Genomic DNA, 15,320 nt, shown 5'->3' on the forward strand with positions numbered 1-15,320 from the left:
TGTTAATCCCGCGCAAGGCTAACCGCTGGCCGTGGCTAGGGTCAAGGACAGGCGTTGCAAAACCCGCGCTTGAAGCGCAGCCTTGGCAGGTTCAGAGGGCCGGACATTCCTCCGCGAATCGTTTCAGGTGAAACCAGATGGCCGACTATTCCGCCGCCCCTTCTATCGACCGCGCCGAGCTGCGCCGCGCCTATCGGCAAGACGAGGAAGCCTGCATTGCCGAGCGGCTGGAGCAGGCGGCCCCGGCAGCGCAGGTGCATGGCGCAGCGGCGCGGCTCGCCATCGACCTGATCGAAGGTGCGCGCGGCAAGAAGGCGAGCGGGATTGACGCTTTCCTGCAGCAATACGGCCTCGATACAGAAGAAGGCATCGCGCTGATGTGCCTTGCCGAAGCGCTGCTGCGCGTGCCCGATGCCGCCACCGCGGACGCGCTGATAAAGGACAAGATCGGCAGCATCGACTGGGGCGAACATCTGGGCGAAAGCGCCTCGACCTTCGTCAACGCGGCGACATTCTCGCTGATGCTGACGGGCGAAGTGCTCGATCCGCCAGATGCGCGGCAGAAGGGGCTGGGCAGCGCCTTCAAGCGCGCGATGAACCGGCTGGGCGAGCCGGTGATCCGCACCGCGACCGGCCAGGCGATGAAGATCCTTGGCGGGCAATTCGTATTTGGCCGGACAATCGACGAAGCGCTGAAGCGCGCCGCGCCCGAACGCGCCCGGGGGATCACCCACTCTTTCGACATGCTCGGCGAGGCAGCGATGACCTTTGCCGATGCCGAGAAGTACCGGCTCAGCTACCAAGCCGCGCTTGAGCGGCTGGCGCGTGAGGCGGGGGCAGGGGTCGCAGGTTCGCCGGGGATTTCGGTCAAGCTGTCGGCGCTCCACCCCAAATACACCTTCTTCAACGCCGCCGAGGCCCGCGCGGCGATGGTACCGATGGTCAAGGCGCTCGCGCTGAAGGCCCGCGATGCGGACATCCACTTCACCATCGACGCCGAGGAGGCCGAGCGGCTCGAACTCAGCATGGACATCATCGAGGATCTGGTCGCCGATGATGACCTGTTCCGCCGCCCCGATGGCAGCCGCTGGGAGGGCTTCGGCCTCGCCATCCAGGCGTATCAGAAGCGCGGGGTCGCCGTGTGCGACTGGGCGGGGAAGCTGGCGCGGCGACACGGGCGCAAGCTGTTCGTGCGGCTGGTCAAGGGCGCCTATTGGGACAGCGAGGTGAAGCTTTCGCAGGTGGGCGGGTATAACGACTATCCGGTGTTTACCCGCAAGGTCGCGACCGATGTCAGCTACCTCGCCTGCGCGGCGCGGCTGTTTGAACACAGCGACGTGATCCGCCCGGCCTTTGCCACGCACAACGCCTACACCATCGGCGCGATCAAGCACTTGGCAGGCGGGCGTCCCTTCGAGTTTCAAAGGCTCCACGGCATGGGCGAGGAGGTCTATGACGCGCTCCACTCTCTGGAGGGCAACCAGCGCACGCCGGTGCGCATCTATGCTCCGGTCGGCGGGCACAAGGAATTGCTCGCCTATCTGGTGCGCCGCCTGCTCGAGAACGGGGCGAACACCAGCTTCGTCAATCGCATGGGCGATGCCGATATTCCGGCCGAGGAACTGGTGGGCGATCCGGTGGCAGAGCTTGCCGCACTCAGCCCGCGCCGCAATCCGGCGATCCCGCTGCCGAGGGACATCTTCGGCCAGCGCCAGAATAGCGCCGGGATCGACCTGAGCGACCCGCTGGTGCGCGGGCCGCTGCTGGAGCGGTTGGCGATGCTGGAGAGTGCCACGTGGCAGGCAGCGCCGACCTTCGCGGGCGCGCAGGCGGGTGCGGTGGTCAACGTAAGCTCACCGCATGATCCGTCGCACGTCGTCGGCACCCGCCGCGATGCCACAGCTGAAGAGGTGGAGGCCGCCCTCACCCGCGCCGCTGCGATCCAGCCCGGCTGGGACGCGCTGGGCGGCGAAACGCGCGCGCTGCTGCTCAAGGAAGCCGCCGACCTGTTCGAAGCGAACGCGGCGGAATTCCTCAGCCTGTGCCAGCGCGAAGCCGGCAAGACGCTGCTCGATAGCGTGCTGGAGCTGCGCGAGGCGGTCGACTTCCTGCGCTACTACGCTGCCGAGGCGCGGCGCCAGTTCAGCGCACCCACGATCCTCCCTGGCCCGACCGGCGAGGAAAACTCGCTCTCGCTCCACGGCCGCGGCGTCTTCGCCACGATCAGCCCGTGGAACTTCCCGCTCGCGATCTTCATCGGCATGGCCTCGGCCGCGCTGGCGGCGGGCAATTCCGTCATCGCCAAGCCCGCCGAGCAAACCCCACTGATCGCGGCGCTGGCGGTCAAGCTGTGCCATCAGGCCGGCATTCCGCCCGAGGCGCTGCAACTGCTCCCCGGCGCAGGCGAGGTCGGCCAGCTGATCACCGCCGACCCGCGACTTGCGGGCGTCGCCTTCACCGGCTCGACCGAGACCGCCAAGGCGATCAACCGTGCGCTGGCGAACCGCGACGGGCCGATCGCCACGCTGATCGCCGAGACCGGCGGGCAGAACGCGATGATCGTCGACAGCTCCGCGCTCCCCGAACAGGTGGTGCGCGACGTTCTCGGCAGCGCCTTCCAGAGCGCAGGGCAGCGCTGCTCGGCATTGCGGGTACTCTATGTGCAGGAGGACATTGCCGAGGGCGTGCTGGAGATGATCCGCGGCGGCTTCGCGGCGCTGACCGTGGGCGATCCCGCTGATCTCGCCACCGATGTCGGTCCGGTAATCGACGCAGAGGCGAAGGCGCTGCTCGAAGCGCACATCGCCGATTGCATCGCGAAGGGCCTCAAGGTGGAACGCCTTCCCGAGACCCCCACCAGCGGGCATTTCGTTGCGCCGACGATCATCGAGATCGGCTCTATCGCCGACCTGGCCAGAGAGAATTTCGGCCCCGTCCTCCACGTGGTACGCTTCGCCGCGGGCGAGCTGGGCAAGGTGATCTCCGACATCAACGCCACCGGCTTCGGCCTCACCCTGGGCCTCCACAGCCGCATCGCCGAGACGCGGCGCTTCGTGCAGGCCCATGCGCGGGTCGGCAATTTCTACGTCAACCGCAACCAGATCGGCGCGGTGGTGGAAAGCCAGCCCTTCGGCGGTGAGGGCCTGTCCGGCACCGGACCCAAGGCGGGCGGCCCGCACTACCTCGCGCGCTTCGCCACCGAGCGGGTGATGTGCATCGACACCACGGCGGCCGGGGGCAATGCGAGCCTGCTGGCAGCGGGCTAGGCAGAAGGATGGCGCGCAGCTTCAAGGTCGCAAGCTACAACATCCACAAGGGTGTCGGGACCGACCGCAAGCGCGATCCGGCGCGCATCCTGCGTGTCTTGCAGGAGGTGGACGCCGATATTGTCTGCCTGCAGGAGGCGGACCTGCGTTTCGGCACCCGCGCCTCCGTGCTCCCGCACTTCCTGATCGAGGGGCACACCGACTACGTTCCCGTACCGCTTGATGTGCAGCACGATTCGATGGGCTGGCACGGCAATGCGATTCTGGCCAAGCGTCACGTCAATATCGTGGGCCATGACATCATCCACATCCCCTGCCTCGAACCGCGCGGCGTGGTGACGGCGAGGCTGGAAGTGGCGGGGGCGCAGGTAAGCGTGTTCGGCATGCACCTCGACCTGTCGGGCCTGTGGCGCGTGCGGCAAGCCCGCGCCATCGCCGCGCTCGCCGATGTGGCGCGCGGGCAGGGGCCTACGGTGCTGATGGGCGATCTCAACGAATGGCGCGCCAATTCCGGCTGCTTTCGCGAATTCGGGAAGCATTTCACGGTGCTCGATCCCGGGCCCAGCTTTCCGGGGCGTCGCCCGTTGGGGCGGCTCGACCGGATCATGCATTGCGGGGGGCTGGTGGCGAACGGCTGTGGCGTGCACCGCAGCGCGCTTGCCACGACGGCGTCCGATCACCTGCCGGTGTGGGCGGAGTTTGGGGTGGGGTGAGGTTGGGTGGATGACCGCTTTCTGGCGAAGAGCGGGCGATGCTGGAGGGCCGGAAGTGGGTGGAAAACGGACGGTTGTTGCGCCATCGTTCTTCAATGGATGAAGCAGTCATGGGCGACGTGACCGTCAAGGCGGAGGTGCGACTGCTGCCGGCTTCAGAGAGCGGTCGTATCGATCCCATAAGAGGGAGCTATCGCCCCAATCACAACTTCTTTGGGCCGGACGACCTGAACATGACGGCCGGCGCCATCGACCTTCCTGACGGGTGCGAACTGCACCCCGGCCAATCCATGGAGGCGACAATCACCTTCTTGGGTTGGACCGGCCTAGCGGACCAAGTTTATCAGGGCCGCGAATGGCGCATCCAAGAAGGTGTGCGCTTGATCGGAATTGGGCGGGTGATCGAGGTTCTGTCACCTTAAGCACGAATGACCGCTGGGATGACGCTGGGGCGACGATGAGGCGAGAGGGGATATGTTTCAGCCTGCCCTTGCCGCCGCGCCCGCCATCGGGAATCTCTCTCCCATGGCGATTCTCTCCGATAAATGGATCCGTACTCAGGCGCTCGAAAACGGCATGATCGAGCCTTTCGTCGAGGCGCAGCGCCGCGACGGGGTGATCTCCTATGGCCTGTCGTCCTACGGCTATGACGCGCGGGTCGCGCCGGAATTCAAGATTTTCACGAACGTCGACAGCTCGGTGGTCGACCCCAAGCAGTTCGACCCGAAGAGCTTCGTCGATCGCGAGACCGATTGCTGCATCATCCCGCCCAATTCCTTCGCGCTGGCCCGCACGGTCGAATATTTTCGCGTGCCGGAAGATGTGCTGGTGATCTGTCTGGGCAAGAGCACCTATGCGCGCTGCGGGATCATCGTGAACGTCACCCCGCTGGAGCCGGGCTGGGAGGGCCACGTCACGCTGGAGTTCAGCAACACCACCCCGCTGCCCGCGAAAATCTACGCCAATGAAGGCGCGTGCCAGTTCCTGTTCCTGCAAGGTAATGAACGCTGCGAAACCAGCTACAAGGACCGCGCAGGCAAATATATGGGCCAGCGCGGGGTGACCCTTCCCAGACTCTAGGGCAACTGCTCTAGACTTGCCCCTCTCCCTCGCGCATCAGTCAGCGTAAAGGAGACCAAGCATGACCACCCGCGAATTCGACATCATCGTCTATGGCGCCACCGGTTACACTGGGCGGCTTGTGGCGGAGTATCTCGCCCACCATTACGGCAGCCGCGATGACGCGCCGAAGTGGGCGATGGCGGGCCGTAGCCTCGCCAAGCTGGAGGAAGTGCGCGACGAAATCGGCGCGCCGGCCAACACGCCGCTGGTGGTTGCCAACGCCGATGACAGCGCCGATCTCGAAGCCATGTGCGCGCGCACCCGCGTGGTCCTCACAACGGTCGGCCCGTACCAGCTGTATGGCGACAAGCTGGTGGCGGCCTGCGTGAAGACCGGCACCGATTATGCCGACCTGTGCGGCGAACCGGCGTGGATGGCCGAGAAGATCGCCGAGCATCAAGCCGCCGCTGAAGCCAGCGGCGCGCGCATCTGCTTCTCGTCAGGCTTCGATTCCATTCCCTTCGATCTCGGCGTGATGATGACGCAGAAGGCCTGTGTGGATCGGTTCGGCAAGCCTGCGCCGCGCATCCGAGGCCGTGTGCGCGCCATGCAGGGGACGTTCTCCGGCGGCACCGCCGCCAGCCTCGGCGCGACGATGAAGGCGGCGGCGAAAAGCCCCTCCCTTATCAACGTGCTGCGCAATCCCTTTGCGCTGACCCCGGGCTTCGAGGGGCCGGACCAGCCCTCGGGCATGATCCCGAGCCACGAGGAAGACCTCGGCAAGTGGTCCGCGCCGTTCGTGATGGCACCGATCAACACCAAGAACGTGCACCGCACCAACTTCCTGCTCGGCCACCCTTACGGGACCGACTTCAAGTATGACGAGATGATGCTGACCAGCCCCGGCGATGCGGGCAAGGCGGCGGCCAATGCGGCGCTCGAATTCATGAAGAACCCCTTCGGCGCCAAGCCCCCCAAGCCGGGCGAGGGGCCGACCAAGGAGGAGCGTGAGAACGGCTTCTATGATGTCGTCTTCGTCGCCGACATGGCTGACGGGGGACGCCTGCAATTCGGGGTCAAGGGTCGTTACGATCCGGGTTACGGTTCCACCTGCCGGATGCTGAGCGAGACGGGGATCGGGCTGCTTTCCTGCACCAAGCCGGGCGGGATCGGCACGCCGGGGAGCTTCCTGGGCGAGGATCTGGTCAAGCGGCTCGAAGAGCATGCCGAACTGACATTTGCGGTCGAAAGCTGAGTGCGCGCGAAAAGGGGCAGCCGGTCATCCCGACTGCCCCGATTGCGACCCTCCCTGAACCTGGGTCTGAGCGGGCTCAGAAGCTGAGGCGCACGCTCGCACGGAAGTTGCGGCCCACCAGCGGCACGAAGTCCTTGGTGAAGCTGGCATGGCGGCGGCCGTTGACATCGAAGATGTTGTCGGCGGCAAGCTGCAAGGTCACGTTCTGGTTGTCCGCCAACGGACGCCACGCCACCAGCGCGTTGACCAGCGTGAAGCTGTTGGTCGGCGTTTCGAAGGTGGTGATGCGGTCCTGCTTGTCGAACCACTGCACTTCGCCGCGAACATCGAAGGCTCCGGTCTGCGCTTCGAGCGCGCCGAGCAGGCTCAGCGGCGGGATGCGCGGGACGGCGGTGCCATCGGCGAGTTCAGCCTCGACATAGGAGGCGCGCAGATCGGTGATCAGGCGGAAGCCTTCGGTGTCGATGACCGGATAGTTGATGTCCGCTTCGATCCCGAAGAAGTCGGCGTCCTGCTGGAGGTATTCGAAGACGGGAAGATCGTCTTCCTCCTCGCCGGTTTCCTCAAGGAAGATGTAGTTGTTGAACCACTGCTTGAAGACGGTGAAGTTGAATGTCCCCGCGCCGATAGTGCCGCGGGCATAGGCTTCAAGGCCCCACGCGCTTTCGGTCTCGAGATCGGGATCGCCGATTTCGAAGGCCTGCGTGGCGATGTGCGGTCCGTTGGAGAAGAGTTCCTCGGCGCTGGGCGCACGTTCGGCGCGCGAGCCGTTGATGCCCATGCGAATGCCCTCGACGCCTTCATAGACGAAGCCGAGCGCGCCGGAGAACGTGTCGTAGTCCCGTTCGATGCCGAGGGTCTGCGCCTCGACCTTGGTGAACTCGCCGCGGGCAGCCGCTTCGATCTGGAACGGGCCGGTGCCGAATTCCTGAAGGGTGAAGACGGCAAACTGATCGGTCAGGTTGGGCGGGACATAGGCTTCTGCCCCTACAGCGAAGAAGTCCCGGTGCAGGTACTGGATGCCGCTTGACCCGCGCAGGGCGCCGCCGGTGTTCTGTACCAATTCGGCGCGCGCTTCGACGCTGGTCGAATCAAAGGTGGTCCCGACTTCAGGCCCCTCGAATTCGGTGTGGGTGTAGTCCGAATAGCCGACACGCAGCTTCAGCCGTTCGAAGGTGCCGTCGCCGAGGTAGGCGTCGCCCTTGAAGTCGGCGCGGAACTGCTGGAGTCCGATGCGGACGATTTCCTCGCCCTCCTCTTCCTCCCCGCCTTCTTCGCCGTGCGCATGCTCGAGACCGGGGCGCTTGATGACGCCGTAATTGGTATCGTACCAGCCGAGCGAGGCGCCGAAGGTGCTTTCGCCCAGGATCACGCCCAGACCGGCGTTGATCGTCCAGCTTTCCATATCGCTGTTGGGCACGAAGCCGCGCTGGTTAGCTGCTTCGCGGTATTCCGCGGCTTCCTCAGGCTCGCCGTCGGCCTGCTTTTCGGCCGCTTCCTCAAGCAGTTCCTCACGCAGTTCGGGCGAGAGCTGGAAGCCGCCGATCTCCATGTTGCCGGTCTTGCGCCACGACCCGTCGACATGGAACACGAGGTTCGACCCGATCCCGACATCGAGGCTGGCCGCGCCGGTGCGCAGATTGGTTGCGCTGTCGACACCGCCAAAGGCATCGAGGTGGAAGTCTTCATCGGGCATCCGTGTCGGGATGCGCTTGTCGATCACGTTGACTGCACCGCCGATTGCCTGGCTGCCGTACAGCAGCACCGCAGGGCCGCGCAGCACCTCGATCCGTTCGACCGTGATGGGCTCGATCGTGGTGGCATGATCGACCGAGGTGTTCGACACATCGGCGGTGCCGACACCGTCGACCAGCACGCGGACGCGCTCGCCCTGCTGGCCGCGCAGGACCGGGCGTGAGGAGCCGGGGGCGAAGCTGGTCGCCGAGACGCCGGGGATCTTGGTGAGCAGATCGCCGATCTGTCCGGTCACGGCGTCGCGCTGGATCTCGCGGATTTCCAGCACGCTGGTGCCGGCGAGGAGATCGAGTTCCTTCAGCCCGTTGGCGCTGACGATGATGGTGCCCCCCGCATCGCTCTGGCGGTTATGGACGTCATCCTCGACCTTGCCGGTACCGGTTTCCGGCTGCTGCTCTGCCGCGTCAGCACCGGCCTCGGCCGTGTCGGCAAGAGCAGGTGTCGCGGTGAAGGCGAGGCCCAGCACAGTGGCCAGTGCGAGGCGCGAGGATGCAAGGCGGATCTTGCTGTCAGTCATGGGAGGTCCCGTTGCTAAGGTGGTATTGGATAAATGAGATAACGTATCACGCGCCTAGCGTCGTGCTCGTCGAATGCAAGCCAAAATTGGCCCGACGGCGGTTTGTAGCCGACGAACGGTTGCGTCCGTCGGGCGCGATTTCCCGCCCCAAATCAGCCCTAGGCTTGCAGACTCGATAGAAAAAACTGATAAATATGATCTTTAAGCGAGAGCTGGATGTTATGGTCCTGTCACGTCGGCGCCAGTCAGCCGGTCTTCCAGTTCATCTGACGGGACACCTAGTCCTGACGCGGGGGCGGTAACCTATGCGATATCATGTCGGAGTTTTCGCTTTACTCCTGTCCGGATGCGTCACCGCAAGCCCGGACGAACTGCCGCCGGGGCCGTGGGTGGCGATCGATGCAGACTTTCCCGATCCAGCGATCGTCCGGGCTGATGACGGCACCTATTACGCCTATGCCACACAGGGGCGGATAGATGGGCGCATGGTCAACGTGCAGATCGCCCGATCGTCTGATCTGCGCAAATGGGAGCGCGCCGGCGATGCTCTGCCCGAAAAGCCCGGCTGGGCCAGCCAGACACAAGACTTCTGGGCGCCGCATGTCAGCCGTTTCGGACAACGCTATGTCCTTCACTATTCTGCCAAACCGGACTCAGCATTGGCCGATCCCGAGCAAGGGCTGTGCCTTGCGGTGGCTACGTCAGATCGGCCGGACGGGCCGTTTACCGACATGGGCAAACCGTTGCTGTGCGGCGAGAGTTTCATCAACATTGATCCTATGGTCTTCGACGATCCACGGACCGGCAAGCGTCTGCTGTACTGGGGGTCGGGCTTTGGTCCCATCAAGGTGCAAGAATTGGCCCCCGATGGAATGTCATTTGCGGTCGGCAGCGCGCCTGTCGACCTGATCGCGGTGGAGCAGACAGACGATCCGGCAAGCTATCGCAGGCTGGTCGAGGCCCCATGGGTGATTTACCGCAAGGGCTGGTACTATCTGTTCTTCTCCGGCGATAATTGCTGCGGGCCGAACGCTCACTATGCCGTGATGGTCGCGCGATCGCGCAGTGCAACGGGACCGTTCAGCGTCAATCCTGCTAACAACGGTGTTATTCTGGAAGCGGCGTCCGGCTGGGTGGCCCCCGGTCACAATGCCGTCGCCGAAGATGGCGATGGCAAGATGGTCATTCTCTACCATGCTGTCGATGCAGACAGACCGCGCAGCGCACCTCAGGATGAAGTGAACACACGCCGCATCATGCTTGTTGATCACTTGGTATGGCGGAACGGGTGGCCAGTCGTCGGGCGCGGCAATTGACATCTTTTGGCTTGCGATCCGTCAATGAACCAGTGCCACGGCCATTCGGCCATCCACGTTTGTCCTGACGGCGGCAATACACCGGGACTTGCCAAGGCGCCCCATACCCCCGTCAGGACGCACACACACGCTAATGCAGGATAGGGGGCTAGTCGGCGGGGCATGGGACAGTGTGCTCTCAAGAGTGCTGCACCAATGCGGCGCGCCAGATGTCGAGGAATTCAGAGATGGCGATAGAGCGCGAAAGCCTTGCCCGACGCCCTAAGCAAGCCGAAGCCCAACAGGGCGAGAATTCGCAGATCGATTACAGCTATGACCAGTGGCGGCAGCATAGCATGCGACAGCTCGAACAAAGCTACGAGCAAGAATGCGAGCGCAATCTGACCGCGTGAATCGGCGGTCAGTTGGAGGCGATATTAAAACGAAAGATCAGGGTATGACGATACTCCTGGTCGGGATCGAGGCGGATTGAGCCGAAGCCCGGCTGATTGGCGGCATCGGGGAACATCTGCGGTTCGAGCGCAATTCCATCGCCCATCCGGTAGCATTGTCCCGCCTTCCCGATGCTGCTGCCATCAAGGAAGTTGCCCGAGTAGAACTGCACGCCGGGCTCGGTCGAAAGCACTTCCAGCACGCGGCCGGAGAGCGGATGTTCGAGCCGCGCGACCAGTCTGGGCGCCTCGCTACGCTCCGCCGCCACCACCCAGTTGTGATCATAGCCCCTGCCGATGCGGATTTGTGCATCGGCACCGTCTCGCACGCGCGCACTGATGACCGCAGGCGTGCGAAAATCGAATGGCGTGCCTTCAACCGGAGCGAACTCGCCAGTGGGGATCGCGCCTGCGTCGGTGGGGAGGAAATGTTCTGCGGGGATCGTCAGCACGTGGTCCATCGCTCCGCCCGGCGCACTTTCGCCCGCAAGGTTCCAGTACGCGTGGTTGGTAAGGTTGACCAAGGTCGGCCGGTCGGTGCGGGCACGGTATTCGATCGCCAGATCGCCGTCATCGCTGAGGGTGTATGTCGCAGTGACCTGCAACGTGCCGGGAAAGCCCTGATCGCCATCAGGACTGATGTGCGTGAGCACAACTCTCGGCGCGGGGTCTGCGGTTGCTTCGACCACTGTCCAGAGCGCCTTGTCGAAACCGCACGGTCCGCCATGGAGAGCATTGGGTCCGTCATTGACCGGGACAAGGAATTCCTGCCCATCCAGAGCGAAGCGCCCCCCGGCAATCCGGTTGGCGACCCTCCCGACGCTCGAGCCGAAGAACTGCGGCTGTTCCACATATGGCGCGAGTTCGGCATGACCGAGGGTCACATCAGCGAACACGCCATGGCGGTCCGGCACACGCACTGATTGCAGCGTCGCCCCGTAAGCGAGCACGGTCGCGCTCATGCCGTGGCAGTTCACCAGCGTAATCGCCTCGACCGGGCGGCCACGGTCCAAGTGTCCGAAAACTTCGCGGGTCGCCCGCGGCTGTTGGCGAATGGCAGGTGGCTCTTTCATCTCTGGCTAATTTATATGATAATATGCAGCGAGCAAGCGGCGAAGCGCAGATCGTGCTTGGCAACCATGGCAAGGAGCACCTGTGCGCACATCGATCAACCTTTTCCTTTCTGCGGCGTCCCTTGCCATCTTCGGTTGCGCCGGAGCGTCAGCCAAGGACGAACAGCCGTTCATTGCGGTCTATCCAGTCAATTTTCCCGATCCCTTCATTGTGGAGCACGAAGGGCGTTATCTCGCCTACGCCACCAATGCGATGCGCGATCAGGCCAATGTGCAAATGGCAGTGTCGCCCGATCTGGTGAGCTGGACACCGCTCAAGGACGGGGACAAGCTTCACGACGCCATGCCGGTGCTGCCGCGTTGGGCAGACCGCGGTTGGACCTGGGCGCCCGAGGTCATGAAGCTGGGTGACCGCTTCCTGCTGTTCTTCACCGCGCGCGAGAAGGCGAGCGGGCAGCAATGCACCGGCGTTGCGACCAGCGCCGATCCGCTCGGCCCGTTCACGTCCGAGGCTGAGGAACCGCTGGTATGCCAGCGGGAACTGGGCGGCACGATCGACGCGAGCCCTTTCCTTGATGCGGACGGGAAGTTGTATCTCTATTACAAGGCGGATGCGAACGCGGTGGGCAAGCCTACCGAGATCTTCGTACAGCCCATGACCGCCGATGGCCTCGGCCTGACCGGAGCGCCGGTTGCGCTGCTCGACAACGACCAGCCATGGGAAGCGCATGTAATCGAGTCGCCCACCATGGTGCGCCGGGGCGGCGATTATGTGCTGTTCTATTCGGCCAATCACTTCGGCTGGGAGTCGCACCAGCGCCTGTCACCTTACGCGATGGGCTATGCCGTCTGCGAAGGACCGGCGGGTCCGTGCAAGGACGCGCCCGCAAACCCGATCCTGTACAGCTATGCTGATCGCGCTGCGGGCTGTCTCAGCGGACCCGGCCATCAGGCGGTGTTTGAAGCGCGGGGGAGGCAATTCATAGTCTTTCACGCCCACATCGCGCGGGGCGGGTGCCAGAATGCGAAGAAGGGCAGGCAGATGTATATCGCCCCGCTCGGCTGGGAAGGCAGCAAGCCTGTGATCGGCACCAGCCTGCGTCCGCCTGCCAAGACCAAGTGATCTTCGCCGGGGCAGGCACAAGAAACCGTCTTGTGCCTGCCCCTTGCGGAACGCCCTAGCGCCCGAAGCGGAAGCGCACGCCGAGTGAGACGGTGCTTTCGTCATCCCGCAAGTAACGGATGAATTCCGCCTCGGGCGCGCCGTTGCGGGCCGAGGTGAAATCCTGCCGGAACCGTTCGCGGGTGATGTTGGTCCAGTCCCCGAAGATCGCGAAATCATCGTTGATGTTGTAGCTCAGCGACAGGTCGAGGCGACCAGCAGGGCGGGCGTTTTCGGTGTAGATGTCGTCACCGCGGAACTGCTGGGTCGCGCGGAAGCTGGAGCGGTCGTTATAGGAGAGCCGCACCGAAGCCCCGTACCGCTCATAGATGCCGACAATATTGGCGTTCCACTTGGACACGCCGTTCAGCTGGTCTGTGATGGGCTGTAGGCTGAAGCCGCCCGCGCCGTCCGGCTGTTCGACCTTGCCGTCGATATAGGTGACGTTGACCTGCACCCCAAAGCCCTGTGCCCAGTCGGGCAGACTGTTGAAATCGGCAAAGGCCTGGCCTTGCAGTTCCAAGCCGGTGATGCGGCCCTTGCCCGCATTCACTGGCGCGAAGATGCGCAGATAGCCGACCGGTGTGTCCTCAAGATCGACGTTGCCTGACTGGAAGAATCCGTCGACTTCGCGGTGGAAGCCGCTCAACGAGATGAAGCCGGACGGCGTGAAGTAGTATTCCACCGCCGCGTCGAAGTTCCACGAGGTGAACGGACTCAGGAACGGGTTGCCGCCGAAGCCGATACGCGGCTGGTCTGGCGTGCCCAGTCCGTCCGGGGTCTGCGGGGCCTGCGCCAGAACCAGCGCGGGGTTGAGGTCCTGGAAGGTCGGCAGAGTGCGGGTCTTGGAGACCGCGGCGCGCAGCTGGACGTCCGGGGTCACGCGATAGCGGATGCTGGCATTGGGTAGCCACGCTGTGTCGGTGCTGCCCTCGTCGATCTGCGGAATGCCGGTCGGCGCGGGGCCGGCGACACGTGTCTTCACGCGGGCAACGCGTACGCCGACGGTGCCCTGAAGGTCACCCGAGCCGAGGTTGACCTGGCCATATCCCGCAAGGTTCGTTTCATTGGCGGTATAGAGCAGGCCCGCCGCAACCGGGTCGGTGCCGAAGCCGACCAATTGGCGGATCGTGCCGATGTTCTCGCGGATGCTGGAATAGGTCGGCGCGGACCAGCGATAGGTGCCGCCGACATCGACACCGCGGAACACGTCGAACTCGACCGGCAGGGCTGTCGCGTTGGTCGGTGTCCCGGGACGCGCGAAGCGATCGCTGAATTGCCGTACCGCATCGCGAGTGGTGTAGCGCACACCCGCCTGAACACTGCGGATGAAGTCGCCGTCGACCAGATACTCAAGGTCGGCGCGCAGCTGCCAATCGTCACCTGCCGAGCGCTGGTTCTGTTCGTACAGCCCGTCGAAAAACTGTTCCGACGGGTCGGTGAGATCGATGTTGGTGATTTCGAACTGGGGGCGGTCGGTATCGAACTGGATCGTTGGTCCGCGCGTCCAGCGGCGGTCGACGGATTCGGTCGAGCCGGTGAAGGTGCTGTCGGTCCGCGCAATGTCGATGTTCACGTTGAGCTTGTCGAAGGTCAGCTTCGCGCCCCCTGCGAACTGGTAGGTATCTGTCTTGTTGAGGGTCGCGCCCTGAAACGAGAACAGTGATCCTGGCGGTGCGTTGACCGTGCCGCTACGCACAATGTTGGTGCCTTCGCGGAATTGCAGGCTGGAAACCTGTGCGCCGTTGAACAGCTCGGCGGCCAGCAACCGGTCATCGATCTCGTTGCGGAAGCCCTGCCACAGGCCTTCGAGATAGAACTCGACATCGGGAGTGGGCTTGTACTGGATCGCGCCATTGACCGAAGGGCGCACGCGGTTGCCCGAGCGATAGAACAGGCGCTGGATATCGGGGAATCGCGCCGCCGTGCCTGCGCCCGCGTCAGGGATCAGGGTGGTGCCGCCCGAGCGGAAAGTCTGGAGGAAATCGGTGTTCGAAATTTCCGCATCAAGATAGGTCATCTCGACCCGCGAAGCGTTGAGCAGCACGCCGAACTCGCCGCCGTCACCCACGTCCCAGCGCTTGGTGGCGAGGAAGTTGAAGTTCGGCGTCAGCTTGTCGGCCTGAACGGTATAAAGACCCCAGACCGAACCGGCGATCTGCCCGTCCTCGAAATCAAATGGCATGCGCGACCGCACGTTGACCAGGCCGGCAAGGCCGGGCTCGATCAGGTCGGCGGCGGAGGTCTTGTAGACTTCCAGCGCGGCGACGTTCGCCGCCGGGAAGTCCTGCAGCGCAACGATCCGCGTCTCGGCGGTGAAAATCTCGCGCCCGTTGTAGGTGGTGGTGAAGTTGGGCAACCCGCGCACCAGCACGTTCTGCGCCTCCCCGCCTTGGCGGTAGACCTGCACGCCCGGAATGCGCGCAGCAATCTGTGCGGTGTTGAGATCGGGCAGTTTGGCGATGTCCTCGGCAACAACTGCATCGACGATCTCGTCGGAATTGCGCCGGATGTTGCGCACGGATTCAAGCGAGGCACGCAAGCCCGTGACGACGATCTCGTCCACTTCCCCGCCCGGATCGGCGGGGGCTGCCGACTGATCATCCGGCGTTTGCTGCGCTTGGGCCGCGCTGACCAGCAGACTTATAGCGACGGCCGTAGCCGAGCACCGCCCCAAAGTGATCGCACGCATCAACATCTCCCCTTGCTGTTGTCTTGTGGTCCGGCCGCCCAGGCGGCTCTCTTAAGCAGGTCAATATCTCCAGGCTGG

General features: G+C 64.1%; 11 protein-coding genes. 8 read left to right on the forward strand and 3 right to left on the reverse strand.

What is annotated here, in order from left to right; translation table 11 throughout:
* Positions 1-137: 137 nt before the first annotated feature.
* The 5 genes from putA (at position 138) to KVF90_RS04205 (ending at position 6,296) form a co-directional block, all read left to right on the forward strand.
* A complete protein-coding gene (gene putA, locus KVF90_RS04185; RefSeq protein ID WP_264393596.1) occupies positions 138-3,266 on the forward strand; it encodes a bifunctional proline dehydrogenase/L-glutamate gamma-semialdehyde dehydrogenase PutA in 3,129 nt (1,042 codons plus the stop codon).
* Between the two features lie 8 nt (positions 3,267-3,274).
* The gene (locus tag KVF90_RS04190; protein WP_264393597.1) at positions 3,275-3,979 is read left to right on the forward strand and encodes an endonuclease/exonuclease/phosphatase family protein; all 705 of its coding nucleotides are present in this window, start codon (positions 3,275-3,277) and stop codon (positions 3,977-3,979) included.
* Between the two features lie 38 nt (positions 3,980-4,017).
* On the forward strand, positions 4,018-4,401 hold the full coding sequence (locus KVF90_RS04195; protein WP_264393598.1) for a hypothetical protein: 384 nt from the start codon (positions 4,018-4,020) through the stop codon (positions 4,399-4,401).
* Between the two features lie 103 nt (positions 4,402-4,504).
* Positions 4,505-5,059, forward strand: coding sequence for a dCTP deaminase (gene dcd, locus KVF90_RS04200; protein WP_264394665.1), 555 nt, complete (start codon positions 4,505-4,507; stop codon positions 5,057-5,059).
* A gap of 61 nt (positions 5,060-5,120) precedes the next feature.
* The gene (locus KVF90_RS04205; protein WP_264393599.1) at positions 5,121-6,296 is read left to right on the forward strand and encodes a saccharopine dehydrogenase family protein; all 1,176 of its coding nucleotides are present in this window, start codon (positions 5,121-5,123) and stop codon (positions 6,294-6,296) included.
* 76 nt (positions 6,297-6,372) lie between these two features.
* Here the strand turns inward: KVF90_RS04205 and KVF90_RS04210 are convergent, their stop codons facing one another.
* Positions 6,373-8,568 (reverse strand): TonB-dependent receptor, encoded by a 2,196-nt coding sequence (locus KVF90_RS04210; RefSeq protein WP_264393600.1) that lies wholly within the window; start codon positions 8,566-8,568, stop codon positions 6,373-6,375.
* A gap of 389 nt (positions 8,569-8,957) precedes the next feature.
* Here KVF90_RS04210 and KVF90_RS04215 point away from each other — a divergent pair, with 389 nt between their 5' ends.
* Both KVF90_RS04215 and KVF90_RS04220 read left to right on the forward strand, forming a co-directional pair.
* Complete coding sequence (locus KVF90_RS04215) at positions 8,958-9,884, forward strand: glycoside hydrolase family 43 protein (protein WP_264393601.1); 927 nt, start codon at positions 8,958-8,960, stop codon at positions 9,882-9,884.
* 227 nt (positions 9,885-10,111) lie between these two features.
* Positions 10,112-10,276, forward strand: a complete 165-nt coding sequence (locus KVF90_RS04220) for a hypothetical protein (RefSeq protein ID WP_264393602.1) — start codon at positions 10,112-10,114, stop codon at positions 10,274-10,276.
* 8 nt (positions 10,277-10,284) lie between these two features.
* On the opposite strand, the gene KVF90_RS04225 is transcribed toward KVF90_RS04220, so the two are convergent.
* Positions 10,285-11,328, reverse strand: a complete 1,044-nt coding sequence (locus KVF90_RS04225) for an aldose epimerase family protein (protein WP_264393603.1) — start codon at positions 11,326-11,328, stop codon at positions 10,285-10,287.
* A gap of 142 nt (positions 11,329-11,470) precedes the next feature.
* Between KVF90_RS04225 and KVF90_RS04230 the strand changes: the two genes are divergently transcribed.
* The gene (locus KVF90_RS04230) at positions 11,471-12,511 is read left to right on the forward strand and encodes a glycoside hydrolase family 43 protein (RefSeq protein ID WP_264393604.1); all 1,041 of its coding nucleotides are present in this window, start codon (positions 11,471-11,473) and stop codon (positions 12,509-12,511) included.
* Between the two features lie 55 nt (positions 12,512-12,566).
* Here the strand turns inward: KVF90_RS04230 and KVF90_RS04235 are convergent, their stop codons facing one another.
* Positions 12,567-15,242, reverse strand: coding sequence for a TonB-dependent receptor (locus KVF90_RS04235; RefSeq protein WP_264393605.1), 2,676 nt, complete (start codon positions 15,240-15,242; stop codon positions 12,567-12,569).
* Positions 15,243-15,320: the final 78 nt, after the last annotated feature.

Source organism: Porphyrobacter sp. ULC335 (assembly GCF_025917005.1).
GTDB lineage: Bacteria > Pseudomonadota > Alphaproteobacteria > Sphingomonadales > Sphingomonadaceae > Erythrobacter.

Coding starts and splice junctions, on each gene's coding strand:
- putA (WP_264393596.1), top strand. CDS start 138: ATGGCCGACTATTCCGCCGCCCCTTCTATCGACCGCGCCGAGCTGCGC.
- KVF90_RS04190 (WP_264393597.1), top strand. CDS start 3,275: ATGGCGCGCAGCTTCAAGGTCGCAAGCTACAACATCCACAAGGGTGTC.
- KVF90_RS04195 (WP_264393598.1), top strand. CDS start 4,018: ATGCTGGAGGGCCGGAAGTGGGTGGAAAACGGACGGTTGTTGCGCCAT.
- dcd (WP_264394665.1), top strand. CDS start 4,505: ATGGCGATTCTCTCCGATAAATGGATCCGTACTCAGGCGCTCGAAAAC.
- KVF90_RS04205 (WP_264393599.1), top strand. CDS start 5,121: ATGACCACCCGCGAATTCGACATCATCGTCTATGGCGCCACCGGTTAC.
- KVF90_RS04210 (WP_264393600.1), bottom strand. CDS start 8,568: ATGACTGACAGCAAGATCCGCCTTGCATCCTCGCGCCTCGCACTGGCC.
- KVF90_RS04220 (WP_264393602.1), top strand. CDS start 10,112: ATGGCGATAGAGCGCGAAAGCCTTGCCCGACGCCCTAAGCAAGCCGAA.
- KVF90_RS04235 (WP_264393605.1), bottom strand. CDS start 15,242: ATGCGTGCGATCACTTTGGGGCGGTGCTCGGCTACGGCCGTCGCTATA.